This is a genomic window from Shewanella sp. BJSY2023SW001 (assembly GCF_047314685.1).
Taxonomy (GTDB): Bacteria; Pseudomonadota; Gammaproteobacteria; order Enterobacterales; family Shewanellaceae; genus Shewanella; species Shewanella indica.
Genome location: NZ_JBKORF010000053.1, coordinates 96741 through 111458, shown reverse-complemented (window position 1 = coordinate 111458; position 14718 = coordinate 96741). Strand labels below are relative to the sequence as shown.

Sequence of the window (14718 nt, the reverse complement as noted above, 5' to 3'; positions counted from 1 at the left end):
TGTAGTTGATACCTTTGGCTGAGACCATTTGCTGTCCCAGGTTATAGCTGAGCGGGTAACGGCCATTGTGGATGACATTGCCGCGGGTATCGTACTGATAACCATAAGCGTAGGCACCGCTCAATTTACTCAACTGATTCAGGTTGTTATAGCTATAGCCTATGTTGACGTTATTCAGTGTGCGGCTGAGGATATTCCCCTTACCGTCGTAGGTATAACGACCTGTACCCCAGCGGCCATCGGCACTGAGCAAGCGGTCAACACCGTCGTAAACCAGATTGTCAATATCATTGTTTCTGTCCACCCAATCGATGAGGCGAACCAGGTTGTCGTTGCCATCGTAGCTGGGGTCGAGTTTGTTCTTTATCACGCCGCTCTTGCTGTCGGTGAGCAAATCGATTCGGCCACTGGTATCCATCTCGACATTGCGAACAATGCCATTCCCGAATGTAAATTGTTTCACCTGGCCGTTGGGATGATAACTCACGCCTGTGACATAACTGCCGGCCTTGGTCGCTTGCCCCAAGGCATTGGGAGCAAAATCAACCAATGCACCTGATGGGTACTTCAATGAACTGACGGCTCCCAGATTGTTGTATTCCCAATCCAGTACGAAAGACTTGCCGTCCAGACTCAGGGTTTCTTTATCGATTGCATTTTGGCTGTTGTATAAGTAGCTCCAGCTGATATTACCGGCAGTCAAGGCTCTCAGATTGCCGTTGGCGTCGTAGTTGTAAGTTCTATCCGGTGTAGTATCCGGGAAATTTTCGGTTCGCAATTGCCCCAAATTATCGTAGCCCAGCAACGTTTTGTGGCTGGCCGGGACTGACGCGGCATCACAACTGGTACTGCTGCCATTGGTGCCCAGGGCCCGCCATATCTGTTGACGCTGGGCATTGTAACCATAAGCCGTAATACCGGTTTCGGGGCGAACAGACTTACACAACTGTTGATAGTTGTCGTATAGCCGTTTTTCGGTGATATTGCCCTGACGAATTGAGGTAACTTGTGCAAATTCGTTGTAATCCAGGCTGACATCATCAGTGTTTGGAGCTTCAATCAACAGTGGTTTGTCATAGGTCGGTTGACCATAGGCCAGATAGGTTGTAGTGGTGGTATTTCCTTCACTGTCCGTAACGGCTACTTTGTTTCCGGCCAAATAGTCGCGGCTACTGCTGCTGTTATCACTGGTACGCGTTTGAGTGACTATTCGCCCCAAGGCATCATATTCTGTTGCCATTCCCACCCGGCTGGCGGCATTGCTGCTTGGGAAGCTTGCCAAGGTTTGACGGTTTTCATGGTCGTACTCAAAGGCCTGATAACGCGTTGTTGCCCCATTGGCGATATCCCGCTCCCGGGTAAATACCGGGCGCAACAGTGCATCATGGTAAACCCGTTTTTCGTAATTCCCTTGGCTGATACTTTGACGCAAACTGCCCGCTACTATCCCACTGCCGGAAATACCGTCATTGGCCGTTGTGACCGTTGCATAACTGATAACTTTGTCTGCCCACTTGGGATCGGCATAGTCGATTTTGGTTAGCCAACCAATAGGGTTGTAACTGTAGGAGACCTTATTGCCATTAAAGTCGGTCACGCTCTTGGTGGTGCCATCCGCATTGACTTCCAGCAGGGCCACCATGGTGTTGGCGGTACTGCCGTTGACCGTCGTGCAACCATTGGTGGTGGCGCAGGGAAGCGTTATCTTGCGCGCCTTACCGCGGTAATAGTTTTCAAACTTCTCGTAGCGGTTTGAACCGTTATAACTGGTTTGGAGTAAATTGCCGTCTGTATGATAAGTGTTTGTGGATATGTGTTTCCCTGCAATCCAACTACGGTAAACTTGACCGATCCCATTTCCCGACGTGTAAAACTCTTGCCGATTGGCTTCTTTCCAGTTCACGCCATCACGGGAAACCATGACTCCAGCCGGTACGTTAAGCAGATTGATCGCCGTATTATGGTGATATAAATTTTTGTAATACAAAGTATCACCTTGTGAAGATGAATGCTCTTTCATTATCAAAGGAGCTTCATAGGTATTAAACGATACAGTCTCAGTCAAATAGTTTGTTGTGGTAGAACTTTCTCTTTGTTTGTTAATAATTTTCTTTTCCAATACTCTTTGAGAAGAAGTGTAATCGTTGTAAACATTGCTTTTTCCTCGATATTTACCTTTTTGCTTGGTATATTCTCGATGCGAGATTAACTCGCCAGAAGCACTTACAATTCTTTCAAACAGTAAACTCTGCTCACTCCAGTCGAAACGTCTTGAAAAATACATTTCTTGCTTATCACCTATTGGTGATTTTATAGTCGTGCGCTTAAGATCTCCTATATCAACGGATGGAAAGTCTGCCGCATCAAGGCCATAAATGGCATGTTTTTCCTCTCCTTGGAAGGCCCCTATGTTACGGGAGTATGAGTAATCCCATGTTAGAGTTTTTCCTTCTAGGTCAATTAACTGTTTTTGAGTGAGGGAAAACATGGCGCTACATTTTGGTATATAATAACCAACCATATTTTGAGGCCATCTATTGGGGTTGGGTCTGGGAATTTTGGGGACTTCGGTTCGGCCATGATAAGTTTCTGATAGTACAAATTTGCCTTTCATCCCATCAGGGTGAATCATTTCAATAAAAGGACCGGAATATACAGCCGGACAAAAACTGGTCATGGGTGCCTGTGTATGTTCCCCCATAACTCTGGGGTTCCAAAAGTTATTACCTGGTTGGTTTGCCGTCTTTTCATGCTTGAATAGCCAAATTTTCCATCAGGCTGAGTCACTTTATTGAGAGTTGCTATTCCGTTAAGATCATAAGCGTAGTTATAAGTTTTTCCTGCATGGCTTGCACTTGAAATATATCCCAAAGAGTTATAGCCAAAGCTTATTTTTCGACCATCATTAGCCTCGATGGTTGTTATTTTACCTCCATTGTATGAGTACTTTACCCAATTCCCACTTCTATCTTCTATTTTACTCACCAACATAAAAATAGTGAACTTGTTTACTAAAACACCAGGGGAAGAAGTTGAATCTGGTAAAGTTGGTGGCGGACAAGGATTATATATTCCACAAGGTTGAGAAGGAGTACTGGGATGATACTCCATTTCTTTAATGCTTTTAACTCTTTTTTCTACGTCGAAATAGTAAATAATACCACTATCATCTACAACCTTAAATCCTTCATGTCCATTTGGAGTATTATAACAAGAGATAGAATAGTCATTTGCAGTGATTTTTTTACCATTTGAGTCAAGTAGAATTTTCTGTGAGCCTTTTCCTGGGATAGATATTGAATCCCCACCCCAATAATCTCTTTCTCTAACATGAGCAGTTCCAGCTCCACTTGTGATGGTAAATCCATTGCCACTCAGATCAGAAGAACAAGCGGTTCCCCTTAACCAACCATTGAATTGGCGGGTAGCAGAGCCACTAGTCTCGGGTGTTTTACCTTTTTCCGAAACAAAGGACGATCTAATATGAGGTACTTGTAAGCTCCAAGATGCAAATTCCCTAGAGTCTGAAAACCAACTATCGGGCCCGGATAATACCCTTACTAATTGCACAGGAAGTTTACTATTACCAGGAATGTTAATGTCTGTTTGGGTAAAGCTAATTCCTCCCATAGCGGGATCGAATTGATCTCCCAATAACCCAGTCGTATGGGAAGCCAAGTTAGGCTCTATATTGAAAGTATCGATGAGATCTATACCCACTCTATCGGCATAAGGTGACACCGCTGTTGAGGCTTGGATCTCACATGCATAAAAATTGATACTCATGGTGAGAAATACCAAGAATGACGTCCTTTTCATAACAACTCCACTTCCATTGAATCATTAATATTTGCAACCTTACTTAATAGGTATCAAAAAGCTACCATCCTGCAAATCATTTGATTACATTTTGTTTTGCACTTGCAACTTAAAAGTAAATCAAGCTCTATGTAACGTACATTATGTGGTTTTGTTTGCTATATCCGTACCGTACTCTGTATGGGGTGCTTGTGGTAAAACAAGCTGTTATAAACCCATCCATAGGCGCTCGACGAAAACATCTGACTTACAGGGACGCAGGAAATACAAAATCTGTCAGGAACAAAATTAGACCCTGTTTTCGACGGTCACAGTTCCACCTGTGCCTGGAATTAAGCGTATATCTGCAGATCTCTCAAATGTTTCACAAGCTACTCAGTGCCAAAAGAACTGCCCTGTCACCCTCAATATCGCCGAGATCCATTAACGCAAATAACATGGCCAGCGGTGAGTGGGCTTATGGGCGTGAGCCAAGGATGGCGAGCAGACCTTATCCATGGATGAATTTGGATGCCAAAAGCAACGCCAGTCGAATCCAGAGCGAGTATCACCTCGCGGACGAGCTAGCGTGTGTGAAACAGGATGTTGAGCTGGCTCAGAGTCACATAGATGTGACTCTGAGCGTCTGAAGCGATAGTTATTTGCACCATTAGGCCGCCACAGCGGCTATCAACTTCGCCCAAGAGCAATGCATGAACCAGCGCTAAACTCAGCTGCCGAATCAGGGATTCGACAGCATTTCTCAGGCTGTGCCGCCGACCGTCAGACGGTCCAGTTTAAGCGTTGGCTGCCCAACCCCGACCGGGACACTCTGGCCGTCTTTGCCGCAGACGCCGACGCCTTTGTCGAGTTCAAGATCTGTACCCACCATGGAGATCTGCCCCATGGCTTCCGGGCCGTTGCCTATCAGGGTCGCGCCCTTCACCGGACTGGTGATCTCGCCGTTTTCAATCAGGTAGGCTTCAGAGGCCGAGAACACAAACTTACCCGAGGTGATATCCACCTGACCGCCACCGAAGTTGGGGGCGTAGAGGCCTTTTTTCACCGACTTGATGATATCGGCGGGCGCCGACTCACCGGCCAGCATATAGGTGTTGGTCATCCGCGGCATAGGCAAGTGAGCATATGATTCGCGGCGGCCATTCCCGGTGGGCTTTTGCCCCATCAGGCGGGCATTGAGCTTGTCCTGCATATAGCCCTTGAGAATGCCGTTCTCAATCAGCACTGTCTTGTGCGCCGGGGTACCTTCATCATCTATGGTCAGCGAGCCACGGCGGTTTTCCAACGTGCCATCGTCCACCACAGTGACCAACTTGGAGGCCACCTGCTGGCCAATCTTACCGCTGAAGGCGCTGCTGCCCTTACGGTTGAAGTCACCTTCCAGACCGTGGCCAACCGCTTCATGCAACAAGACTCCGGGCCAACCTGCGCCCAGAACCACAGGCATTTCACCGGCAGGGGCGTCTATCGCCTTTAGGTTGACCTGCGCCTGACGCACGGCCTCGCGGGCAAAGGCAAAACACATGGGCAAGCCGTCATCAGCGGCAGCCATCAGGGTTTGATAGTGGTGACGACCACCACCACCGGCGCCGCCCCGTTCACGGCGGCCGTTTTCTTCGAGGATCACCGAGCAATTGAAGCGGACCAGCGGCCGGATATCCGCCGCCAGAGTACCATCGCTGGCAGCTACCAGTATCTCTTCATGCACCCCGGCCAGGCTGACCACCACTTGAATGATGCGGCTATCCAGGCTGCGGATATAGGCATCCGCTTCCTTGAGCAGGGCAATTTTACGGCCCTCTTCCAGTGCCGCTATCGGATCTTCACTCAGATACAGCGCCTTGGCGCCGCGGCGCTTCCAGGCCTGAGTTTGATAGCTGCCCCCAGTCTGGGCTATGCCTCTGGCGGCATCGGCGGCGGCAGCCAAGGCTTTGGGGGTTATCTCATCGGCGTAGGCGAAACCTGTCTTTTCACCACTGATGGCTCGGACACCGACACCGCGCTCAATATGAAAACTGCCTTCCTTGACTATGCCATCTTCCAGCACCCAGGTTTCATGACGGCTGCCCTGAAAATAGAGATCGGAAAAATCCACCTGGTGTTGGTGGATTCGCTCCAGGTAAGTTTGCAGATCGTCGAGGTGCAGTCCCTCTTGCAGTAAACTCTGTCCCACTTGGGTTAAAAATGGCATTGGGTCTCTCTCAATCCGGCCCTGTGGCCTTGTTGGTTATTTCCGCTTGCCGTCGCCCAGTTGCGGCGGCAAAAATCTATTGTGTGTCTCTACGGGCATGGCGCTGCGCACCCGCGCTAACTCGGCCTTGTCCAAACGCGCCTGCACCCAGCCTGTGCCTTCGGCCTTCTGCGCCAGAATACGTCCCCAAGGGTCGACTATCATGCTCTGGCCCCAGGTCTCGCGGCTTCCTTGATTATGCTGGCCCCATTGCGCCGCCGCCAGTATAAAACACTGGGTTTCTATCGCCCTGGCTCTGAGCAGCACTTCCCAGTGCGCCTCGCCTGTCACCTTGGTAAAGGCCGAGGGCAAGGCGATAATCTCGGCTCCTTGCAAACGCAGCGCCCGAAACAGATCTGGGAAACGCAGATCATAACAGATAGCCAGGCCGATGCGGCCAAAAGGGGTATCCACCACGCTTATCCGCTCACCCGGGCAAAAGGTATCGCTCTCACTGTATTGGCCTGTACCGTCGGTCACTTCCGCGTCAAACAGATGCAGCTTGTCGTAGTCGCCGAGTACCTGCCCCTGATCATTAAACAGATAACAGCGGCTGTAAACCCGGCCATCGCCACTGGCTACCGGAATAGAGCCGGCCAGCAGGAATACCTGAAACTGGGTGGCAAGTTCGGCCAAGCGCCGTTTGAGCGGGCTTTGCCCAGGCTCACCGGCCCAGGCCAACTGCATGCTCTCATGGCCGCCGAACAGCAGGCTGCACTCGGGCAGCACCACGAGTTGGGGTTCATTGTCTTGGCGGGGAAGAGTCTCAAGCTGCGAGACGATAAATTGCAGGTTCTGTTCCGGCTCGCGGCAACTCTGACACTGTAGCAGACTGACTTGCATGTTCGACTCCCTGTTTCACTGGCACTTCTGTCTTGGGTTCTCGCAGCGATTTGAGCGGCAGCGGCGTGACTTTATCGGTTTGAGGCAAAGGTTTTTCAGCCTCAGCGCCACCCTCTTCAACAGCCCTCACTGGGTTACTGTTAAGCGCTTTGGCTTTGTTAAGCGCTTTGGCTTTGTTATCCGCCTTGGTTTGATCTCCTTGGCCTGCATCCGTGGCCGCAGGCTCATCGTCCTGTACTTGAGTCTGGTCTTTCTCAGGCGCCGACTTGGGTTGCCGTGGCAATACAGACTCAGGGATCTCTATCTCTTTGCTCTTTCGCTCCAACTCTTCCAGCTTGGGGTCTGACATGGTGCCGGTCAAGCGGAAACGTATCTCTGAAATAATCTCAATCACGGGTTCCAGCACCTTGGTCAGGGCAAAAGCCCCCAGGCCCATGGTCCAGGCGCTGGTACTGAGCAGTACAACAGTCGGCACGCTGGAGGCCAGTTGCGGCACAAAGCGAATATCATAGTTGAGGCTCTCGGTAACCAGATCGGTATAGCCGCGCACCTTCATGTTACCGGCAATGGCGTCCATCTCGGTATTGGTGGTCTTGAGCACCCCGTTCTCCAGGGTCAGATCGCCGCCAAAGGAGTTGTAATACAGGCCCTTGCCAAACACATCGGTAAAGTCCAGTGACAACTTGCGTAAAAGCGAGTCCAGACTAAAGAGAGAGAAGATCCGCGCCCCCTTGTCACTGAGCTGTTCGATATGCCCCTTGCCGAGATCGAACCTCACTTTACCGCTGAGACTCTCCAGATTAAACGCCAGCGGTGCACCCAGCCAGTTGAGCTCGGCCTTGACCTCCAGCGGCGAATCTTTCACGCCTGGATCCAGTCCCAAGCGAGTAGCCAACAGATCAAATTTATCTCCCTTGAGATTGAGTTCAACCTGGGTCCGGTTGTTACCGTCACGGCTCAGCCATTCACCCTTACCCTGCAAACTGGCATCATCGCTGCTGAGCGCCAAGGTCTGGATCTGATAGCCCGTCGCCGACGGGCTAGCTTGCAACAACAAACGCCCCAGTGCCATATCCTGATAGCGGAAATCATCCACCTCCACCGCCAGCGGCGGCAGGTCACTGTCCTGAGGCAGATTGGTTTCAGGCTCGGGCTCGGATTGCGCTTTGGACTCAGGCTCAGCCGTTATCGGATTCAGGTACAGGCGCGAGGCCACCAGCTTCAATCCTTGACTGTACCAATCCGGGTAGATCTCTACCCGACCGGCAAACTCCGGCGACAGTCCCTCTATCTGCCAGGCATGCTCTCCGGGGCGGGCACTGAGTTGCAACTCGGTAAAGCGCTGCCCCAGCAGCTCGAGCTGTTTCACTCTGGCCTCTATCCCCTTGAGCGGCGGGAAAAAAGCTTTATCTGCTGCAATGCTTGTGGTACCGGCCGTGCTCTCGGTTTGAGTCGCGGCTTGAACTGGGTTTTGGCTCTCGGCAGCAGCCTTTTCGTCATGGTTGCCACTGCCGACAAAGGCATTGATCAACGGCTGCCACTGGGCAAAATCCACCTCATCCAGGGCCAGCCGTAAGTGACCATCCTGTTTTTGCAACTGATCACCGCTGCGATAGAGGCGCCCCAGCAGCAGGTCATAGTGTTTCAGACCCTTACCTGAGTCGGCATCAAAGCCACCCCAGAATTCGGCCTTATCCCCCAGACGCACGCCCAGGGAGCTGGTCTTGTTGTCACCAAGCAGCTCGGCCTTGAGCGTCAGCGCCTGCCCGGGCGCCTTTTGATAAGGCGGCGGCAGCAGCAACTCCGTCTGCTTGAGATCGGCATTAACATTGGCTTGAATTCGATAGCCTATCTCATCAAAGATCAGCTTCAAATTCCCCTGCCAATCCAACGCGCCCTGATAAAAATCGCTGAGAGGGTTGTCCAGCTCGGACGGCAAGTTGGCGAGGTTCCACTGACCCTTGAGCCTGGCATTGAGTCCCATATTCTGGTTAACCTTGCCGGTATCAAAACCAAACTGCAACGGCTGGCCAAACAGGCTGGCACTCAAGCCTTCGCCCTTGACCACCTCATTATGAAAACTCACCTTGCCGCTGACTTTATCCAGCAGCACCCCGGGCTCACGAATATAAATCGGCACCCCGGCGAACTGGACATCACCAAGGATTTGCGCCTCTTCACCGTCATAGAGCGGAATACTGAGATCCAGCTTACCGCTGACAGGCCCCTGAACCTGCACCACATCCAGGGTGATACCGACACTGTCTTTAAGCGGCGAGCGCTGCAACACCTCGGTGGCATCCTGCCCTTGAGTCGCCAGTTGCGCCTCAACCCGCAGCAGACTCTGGTGATCCATCTTGGGGATATAGACATGGGCGCCATCGGCCGCCACATTCAACAGCTTGCCCTTGTTGACCCAGAGATCCATCCGGGCATTTTCAAATAGCGCCTTGAGACTCAAGTCGGTCACCGCCGGCCAATCCGGCTGGAAGGCATATTCGGCGTGGGTCAGATTGAACCCTGCCTGAAACACCCCGGAATGATCCTGATAAGGAAATCCGGCCAACTCACCGTGCCAGACCACGGCGGCATCATCGCTGCGACCGGCCTTGATGGCGCCTTCCAGATAATCGGCCAGTGACTCACCCATGGCATGGCGCGGGAAATAACGCCCGGCATTGGCGGCGTTGAGCAGTTTGACCCGGGAAGACAGCGCCAGGTGTGGCTTGTCGGCCAGCAGCAAACGCATAGAGGCGTCCAGGCTGATGTCGTCATTGCCCAGATGCAGTGCCGGCACCATCAGCGCCTGACTATCGAGCGAGAAGCCCAGCTCAAAGGCATCGGCGCGAAAACTGAGCGGCGCCTTGAAACCGTCGCCAAAGTCCAGTTTATAGTCCTGGGTAGGCAGTGTTGCGCTGAGGAAGTTGTTCCGCCAACCCAGGGAGAGATCGATTGGCGTGCTGCCAGGGATGGACTCGGAAGGCTGCCAGCTGACCCGCTCCAGCGTCACTTTGGCCTGCAGTTCACCGTCCTTGGGCCGATAGATAGCCAAAGGCCCGAGCTTACCCTGAGGCTTGAGTTGCTGCCAGCTATAAAGGCCGTCCAAAGGCATGCCGGGAATCAGCGGCAACAGAGGTAACAGACTATCAAATTGCAGTTCATTGAGTTTGCCATAAAGTTCCCCGGCGGTTTCCATGGCATGGAACTCCAGCTTGGGCCAAGGCTTGTCATTGGTTGCCAGTTTGAGCTCACTGCTGTCCAGGCGCCAGCCGTCGGCTATGGGCTGCCAGGCAATCACACCGCCATCTATGGCAAATTTTTGTGGCTCGTCTCTGAGCGACCAGCGCAGCCAGCTGGGCAACAGCTTGATCACCCCGGATTCCAGGCCGCGGTTGGCAAAGCCTACCCAGGCCTCCAGGTTGACCACCCCCTCCAGCGGCAACTTGGCCTGGGGGTTATAAGGATTGGGTTGGCGTGAGGCCCACTTGCCAAGATCCAGCGACTGCGCCTGCAGATAGGCCTGGCCCTTGATACTATCTGGCTTGTAGCCATCGCCTTTGAGATCCAGCCTTAGAGTGAGTTGTTCGGTCGCCGTTGCCAGCTCATCCAGATAGAGGGCGCCGCGGCCCTGGTGCAACTTGCCGCTATTGCGCCAACTGAGGTCCCGCAGATGAATGGGGCGATAATCATGGCTGCTGGACAACAGCTGCACACTGGCATCGCGGATAGAGAAACGGTCCAACTGTTCCAGCAGCAAGGCATAGAGCCAGTCGATATTGGTGGCAGGAGCCGGCTTGCTCGCGGCCTCGGCTGCACCGGTCGATTTCTGCCCCAGATGATCCAGATCCAGCGCCAATTGCACCCCGTCGAAGATCACATCCTCCACTTGCGGGCCGGCGGTCATCAGGCTCTGCCAGAAATCCAGTTTGACATCGACCTTGTCGACCATGAGTGTCACCGGCAAACGCTCCTGCGGCGGTAACACCAAGTCCTCAACCGTCAGCGCCGGGCCGAAAGCCTGCCAACGGGCAGCCAGGCTGCCTATCTTGACCTCGACGCCATATTCGCGCTCAACATAGTTGGCCAGTTGCTGCTTGGCTTCATCCAGTTGCGGCAACAGCCCGCGGATGAGACTCACCATCAAGGCGAATAGTACCAAGGTCACGGCCAAGGTGCGCCAGCAATAGCGGCCGAGGGTTCGAGGGCAAAAAGACAGCCGCACTAGACCATCACCACATCATATTTACTCTGCACATACATGGGCTCGCAGTGAATGCGAATACGCTTGCCGATATAGACTTCGAGTTCAGCCACCAGGTGGTTCTCGTCATCGGACAGGCAGGCGTGTACCGCTGGGGCACAGTAAATCAGGAATTCATCGGCATCGTAGGTGCGGTTGAGACGGATGATCTCGCGGAAGATCTCAAAGGAAACGGTATCCACTGTTTTCATCGAGCCGGTACCACGGCAGGCAGGACACTCGCCACAAAGCACATGCTCCAGGCTCTCGCGGGTGCGCTTGCGGGTCATTTCTACCAGGCCGAGGCCGGAAAAACCTGAGATATTGGTTTTGACCCTGTCATTGGCCAGTGCCGTGGCCAGGCTGTTGAGCACCCTTTGTTTGTGCTCATCCTGCAGCATATCGATAAAGTCGATAATGATAATGCCGCCGAGATTACGCAGCCGCAGCTGACGGGCAATCGCCTGGGTCGCTTCCAGGTTGGTGTTGAATATGGTTTCTTCGAGGTTACGGTGGCCGACAAAGGCCCCTGTGTTAATGTCCACAGTGGTCATGGCTTCTGTCTGGTCGATGATCAAATAGCCGCCGGACTTGAGCTCCACCTTACGCTCCAGCGCCCGCTGAATCTCATTCTCCACATCGTAGAGATCGAAAATCGGCGCCGGGCCACTGTAGTGTTCTATCTTATCGGCAATGTCCGGCATGAACTCCTGGGCGAAATGCAGCAGCTCCTCGAAGGTGTGGCCCGAGTCCACCTGAATGCGATCGAGCTCGGCACCGACAAAGTCCCTGACAATTCGCACCGGCAAGGCCAAGTCCTGGTACAACAGCGTGGTCTTGGGTCTTTTGCGCCGCTCGCTGACCTTGGCCCACACCCGCCGCAGGAAAGCGGCATCCTGCGCCAGTTCATCCTCACCTATGCCTTCGGCCGCAGTGCGAATGATAAAGCCGCCGTCATCGTCGACAAAAGGCAGGGTAATTTTCTTCAGCCGCGCCCGCTCCTCTTCAGAGTCTATTCGCTGGGAAACCCCCACATGGCTTGAGCCCGGCATAAACACCAGGTAACGGGAAGGCAGGGTTATGTCCGTGGTCAGCCGCGCGCCTTTGGTGCCCAGGGGGTCTTTGACCACCTGCACCATGATGTCCTGGCCTTGACGTACCAGCTCGGCAATATCACGCACCACGAAGTTGCCCTTTTCCACATCGGCAACACACTCTGTGTGCGGCACTATGTCCGAGGCATGCAAAAAGGCCGCCTTTTCCAGGCCGATATCGACGAATGCCGCCTGCATCCCGGGCAAAACCCGACTGATCTTGCCCTTATAGATATTGCCCACCAGGCCGCGCTTCATACGCCGCTCGATATGCACTTCCTGCAGGACACCGTGTTCTACCAATGCGACTCGCGCTTCCGTGGGCGTCACATTGATCAGCAGTTCTGACCCCATCTTCCGCGGAGCCTTGCTATTGACTGTGCGACTGGTATTCACGATTTACCCTTGTTGGATGTTAATTCATTGATTTTATCGACTGGCGGGCGTTAAAGCTGCTAAAAATTCGTCAGTTTGTGTAAGCGAGCTTACAAACACCCGACCTTGTGCAACAGCGCCCGGGTTTCAGCCATGGGCAGGCCCACTACCGCCGAATAACTGCCTTCAATCTTGGCGACAAAGCTGCCACCCAACCCCTGAATGCCATAAGCTCCCGCCTTATCCATGGGCTCGCCCGAAGCAACATAGGCCTGAATATCGGCATCGCTCAAGTCGCAGAAGTACACCTGGGTGACCACCAAAGCCCTCTCAGTGCGCTTGCCATCGGTCAAGGCCACGGCGGTCATCACCTGATGACTGCGGCCACTCAAGCTCTTGAGCATGGCGCAGGCATCGGCCTTGTCCACGGGTTTACCCAAAATTCTGTCGCCCAATACCACTATAGTATCTGAGCCCAGCACTAGAGTATCAGACCCTTGCTGATGTTCAGGGTTCCCGCGCCACAGGGCTAAGCCCGCTGCCGCCTTCTCTTCGGCCAGACGGCTGACAAACTGCTCCGGGGTTTCCCCGGCTTGATGACTCTCATCGATATCGGCGGGCAGGATCTCAAAACCAAAGTTCGGATTTCCCAGCGCCAGCTGCGCCAAAAGCTCGCGGCGTCTGGGGGAGGCTGAGGCCAAAATCAGCGGCATATTAACGTACCTTGTAGTGGCGCCTGATGCGGCGCAGTATCCAGAAAACCCAGGGCCAAATAGCCAGGCTAGACAGGGAAGGCAGGAATAGCTCCAAGGTGAAATGCGCCCCCGAAACCACAAACTGGGCCCAGAAAATAATCAAATGATAGAAGCAGATCAGGCTGGCGATAACCAAAGACTGCTGCCACATGGGGAAGTTACGCAGCTTCTGAAAGTGCAGTACCACCACATAAATCACCAGGGAAATGGCCAGTGCGCGGATACCCAGGGTAGCTCCCAGTAGAATATCCAGCAGCACCCCCAACACCCAGGCGGTGAGAATATTGTATCTGTGGGGCAGTGCCACGGCCCAATAGATCATCACCAGCACCAGCCAATCGGGGCGCCAGGCGCTGAACATTTCCGGTACAGGCATGATCTGCAGCAGCATACCCAGCAGCAGGGTCAGCCATACCGCCAAACGGCCATTGGCATTTTCCAGGCTCATGATTCGGCTCCACTGTCGGCATCGGTTGCAGCCGGCTCTTGTGACTCGGGCTTGGCGCCGGGATGGTCTTCAGGCCAGATAAGCAGCAGATAACGGATTCGGTCCAGCGCCGCCAGCGGCTGCGCCGTGACCTTGAGGTAACTCTGGCCATCGTCCCGGGAAACCGAAATCACCCGCGCCACCGGATAACCTTCCGGGAAGCGGTTGCCAAGCCCAGAAGTCACCAGCAAATCGCCGACCTTGATGTCGGTACTCTTGGCCACGTGTCTGAGTTCTATCTCATCGAGTTCGCCTATGCCGTTGGCTATCAGGCGCACATCGTTGCGGGTAATGCGCACCGGCAAGCCGTGTTTGGGGTCTGAGAGCAGCAACACCCTGGCGGTGAGTTCGCTAACCTGTACCACTTGGCCGACAACCCCCTGGGCATCCACCACCGGCTGACCAACAAACACGCCGTTGCGGCTGCCGTGGTTGATCACCACATAATGATGGAAGGGGTCGCTGGCCACTTCCATCACCTCGGCCACCATTTTGCGCGAGTCCATATGCACCGGCGAGCCCAGCAGTTCACGCAGGCGTTGGTTTTCCTGGCGCAGGTGTTCAAAACGCTGCAGTCTTTCACTCATCAGCAGTTGCTGGCGCAAGAGTTCTTTGTTTTGCTGCTCCAGCATGTCACGGGTCGCCAGACTCTGGGCAGACCAATCCAGCAGCTCACCGGGCACGTTGGCCAGGTACTGTAGAGGGCTCAGTAAGGATGCCAGCGACTGTCTCGCAGGTTCGAGACGATCATTGGCAACCAGCAGGATCACCGACATGACCACTGCCAATGTCAACCTGAACTGATTTGAAATACCGCGAACAAAAATAGGCTTCATAGAAAAGCTAAGGCGGTAAGATACCGCCTGTGCTGGAAA

9 protein-coding genes and 1 pseudogene are annotated in these 14718 nt (G+C 53.4%); 1 reads left to right on the top strand and 9 read right to left on the bottom strand.

The window, feature by feature from the left end; genetic code table 11:
• Both ACMHXH_RS12730 and ACMHXH_RS12725 read right to left on the bottom strand, forming a co-directional pair.
• Positions 1–1987 (bottom strand): annotated as a pseudogene (locus ACMHXH_RS12730) (sugar-binding protein); the annotation flags it as partial.
• A 686-nt stretch (positions 1988–2673) separates the two neighbouring features.
• Positions 2674–3819, bottom strand: a complete 1146-nt coding sequence (locus ACMHXH_RS12725) for a hypothetical protein (protein ID WP_335912285.1) — start codon at positions 3817–3819, stop codon at positions 2674–2676.
• Between the two features lie 476 nt (positions 3820–4295).
• Here ACMHXH_RS12725 and ACMHXH_RS12720 point away from each other — a divergent pair, with 476 nt between their 5' ends.
• Complete coding sequence (locus ACMHXH_RS12720; RefSeq protein WP_162206889.1) at positions 4296–4448, top strand: hypothetical protein; 153 nt, start codon at positions 4296–4298, stop codon at positions 4446–4448.
• Positions 4449–4561: 113 nt separating this feature from the next.
• Here the strand turns inward: ACMHXH_RS12720 and tldD are convergent, their stop codons facing one another.
• The 7 genes from tldD to mreC form a co-directional block, all read right to left on the bottom strand.
• Positions 4562–6010 carry a metalloprotease TldD gene (tldD, locus tag ACMHXH_RS12715; RefSeq protein WP_071475647.1) on the bottom strand — a complete coding sequence of 483 codons (1449 nt, stop codon included), beginning with the start codon at positions 6008–6010 and terminating at the stop codon, positions 4562–4564.
• 36 nt (positions 6011–6046) lie between these two features.
• On the bottom strand, positions 6047–6892 hold the full coding sequence (locus tag ACMHXH_RS12710; protein ID WP_071475648.1) for a carbon-nitrogen hydrolase family protein: 846 nt from the start codon (positions 6890–6892) through the stop codon (positions 6047–6049).
• Positions 6816–11114, bottom strand: coding sequence for a YhdP family protein (locus ACMHXH_RS12705; protein ID WP_335912287.1), 4299 nt, complete (start codon positions 11112–11114; stop codon positions 6816–6818). Before ACMHXH_RS12705 ends, ACMHXH_RS12710 begins: the two co-directional genes overlap by 77 nt.
• A complete protein-coding gene (gene rng, locus ACMHXH_RS12700) occupies positions 11114–12580 on the bottom strand; it encodes a ribonuclease G (protein WP_052248058.1) in 1467 nt (488 codons plus the stop codon). Before rng ends, ACMHXH_RS12705 begins: the two co-directional genes overlap by 1 nt.
• A gap of 131 nt (positions 12581–12711) precedes the next feature.
• Complete coding sequence (locus ACMHXH_RS12695; RefSeq protein ID WP_071475650.1) at positions 12712–13314, bottom strand: Maf family protein; 603 nt, start codon at positions 13312–13314, stop codon at positions 12712–12714.
• Position 13315: 1 nt separating this feature from the next.
• Positions 13316–13804 carry a rod shape-determining protein MreD gene (mreD, locus tag ACMHXH_RS12690; RefSeq protein ID WP_039034091.1) on the bottom strand — a complete coding sequence of 163 codons (489 nt, stop codon included), beginning with the start codon at positions 13802–13804 and terminating at the stop codon, positions 13316–13318.
• Positions 13801–14679 carry a rod shape-determining protein MreC gene (mreC, locus tag ACMHXH_RS12685; RefSeq protein WP_093983817.1) on the bottom strand — a complete coding sequence of 293 codons (879 nt, stop codon included), beginning with the start codon at positions 14677–14679 and terminating at the stop codon, positions 13801–13803. The genes mreD and mreC overlap by 4 nt, the downstream gene beginning before the upstream one ends.
• Between the last annotated feature and the right edge of the window lie 39 nt (positions 14680–14718).

What these genes read in the sequence shown, in the direction of transcription:
- ACMHXH_RS12725 (WP_335912285.1), bottom strand. Translation starts at nt 3,819, where the DNA reads ATGAAAAGGACGTCATTCTTGGTATTTCTCACCATGAGTATCAATTTT.
- ACMHXH_RS12720 (WP_162206889.1), top strand. Translation starts at nt 4,296, where the DNA reads ATGGCGAGCAGACCTTATCCATGGATGAATTTGGATGCCAAAAGCAAC.
- tldD (WP_071475647.1), bottom strand. Translation starts at nt 6,010, where the DNA reads ATGCCATTTTTAACCCAAGTGGGACAGAGTTTACTGCAAGAGGGACTG.
- ACMHXH_RS12710 (WP_071475648.1), bottom strand. Translation starts at nt 6,892, where the DNA reads ATGCAAGTCAGTCTGCTACAGTGTCAGAGTTGCCGCGAGCCGGAACAG.
- rng (WP_052248058.1), bottom strand. Translation starts at nt 12,580, where the DNA reads ATGGGGTCAGAACTGCTGATCAATGTGACGCCCACGGAAGCGCGAGTC.
- ACMHXH_RS12695 (WP_071475650.1), bottom strand. Translation starts at nt 13,314, where the DNA reads ATGCCGCTGATTTTGGCCTCAGCCTCCCCCAGACGCCGCGAGCTTTTG.
- mreD (WP_039034091.1), bottom strand. Translation starts at nt 13,804, where the DNA reads ATGAGCCTGGAAAATGCCAATGGCCGTTTGGCGGTATGGCTGACCCTG.
- mreC (WP_093983817.1), bottom strand. Translation starts at nt 14,679, where the DNA reads ATGAAGCCTATTTTTGTTCGCGGTATTTCAAATCAGTTCAGGTTGACA.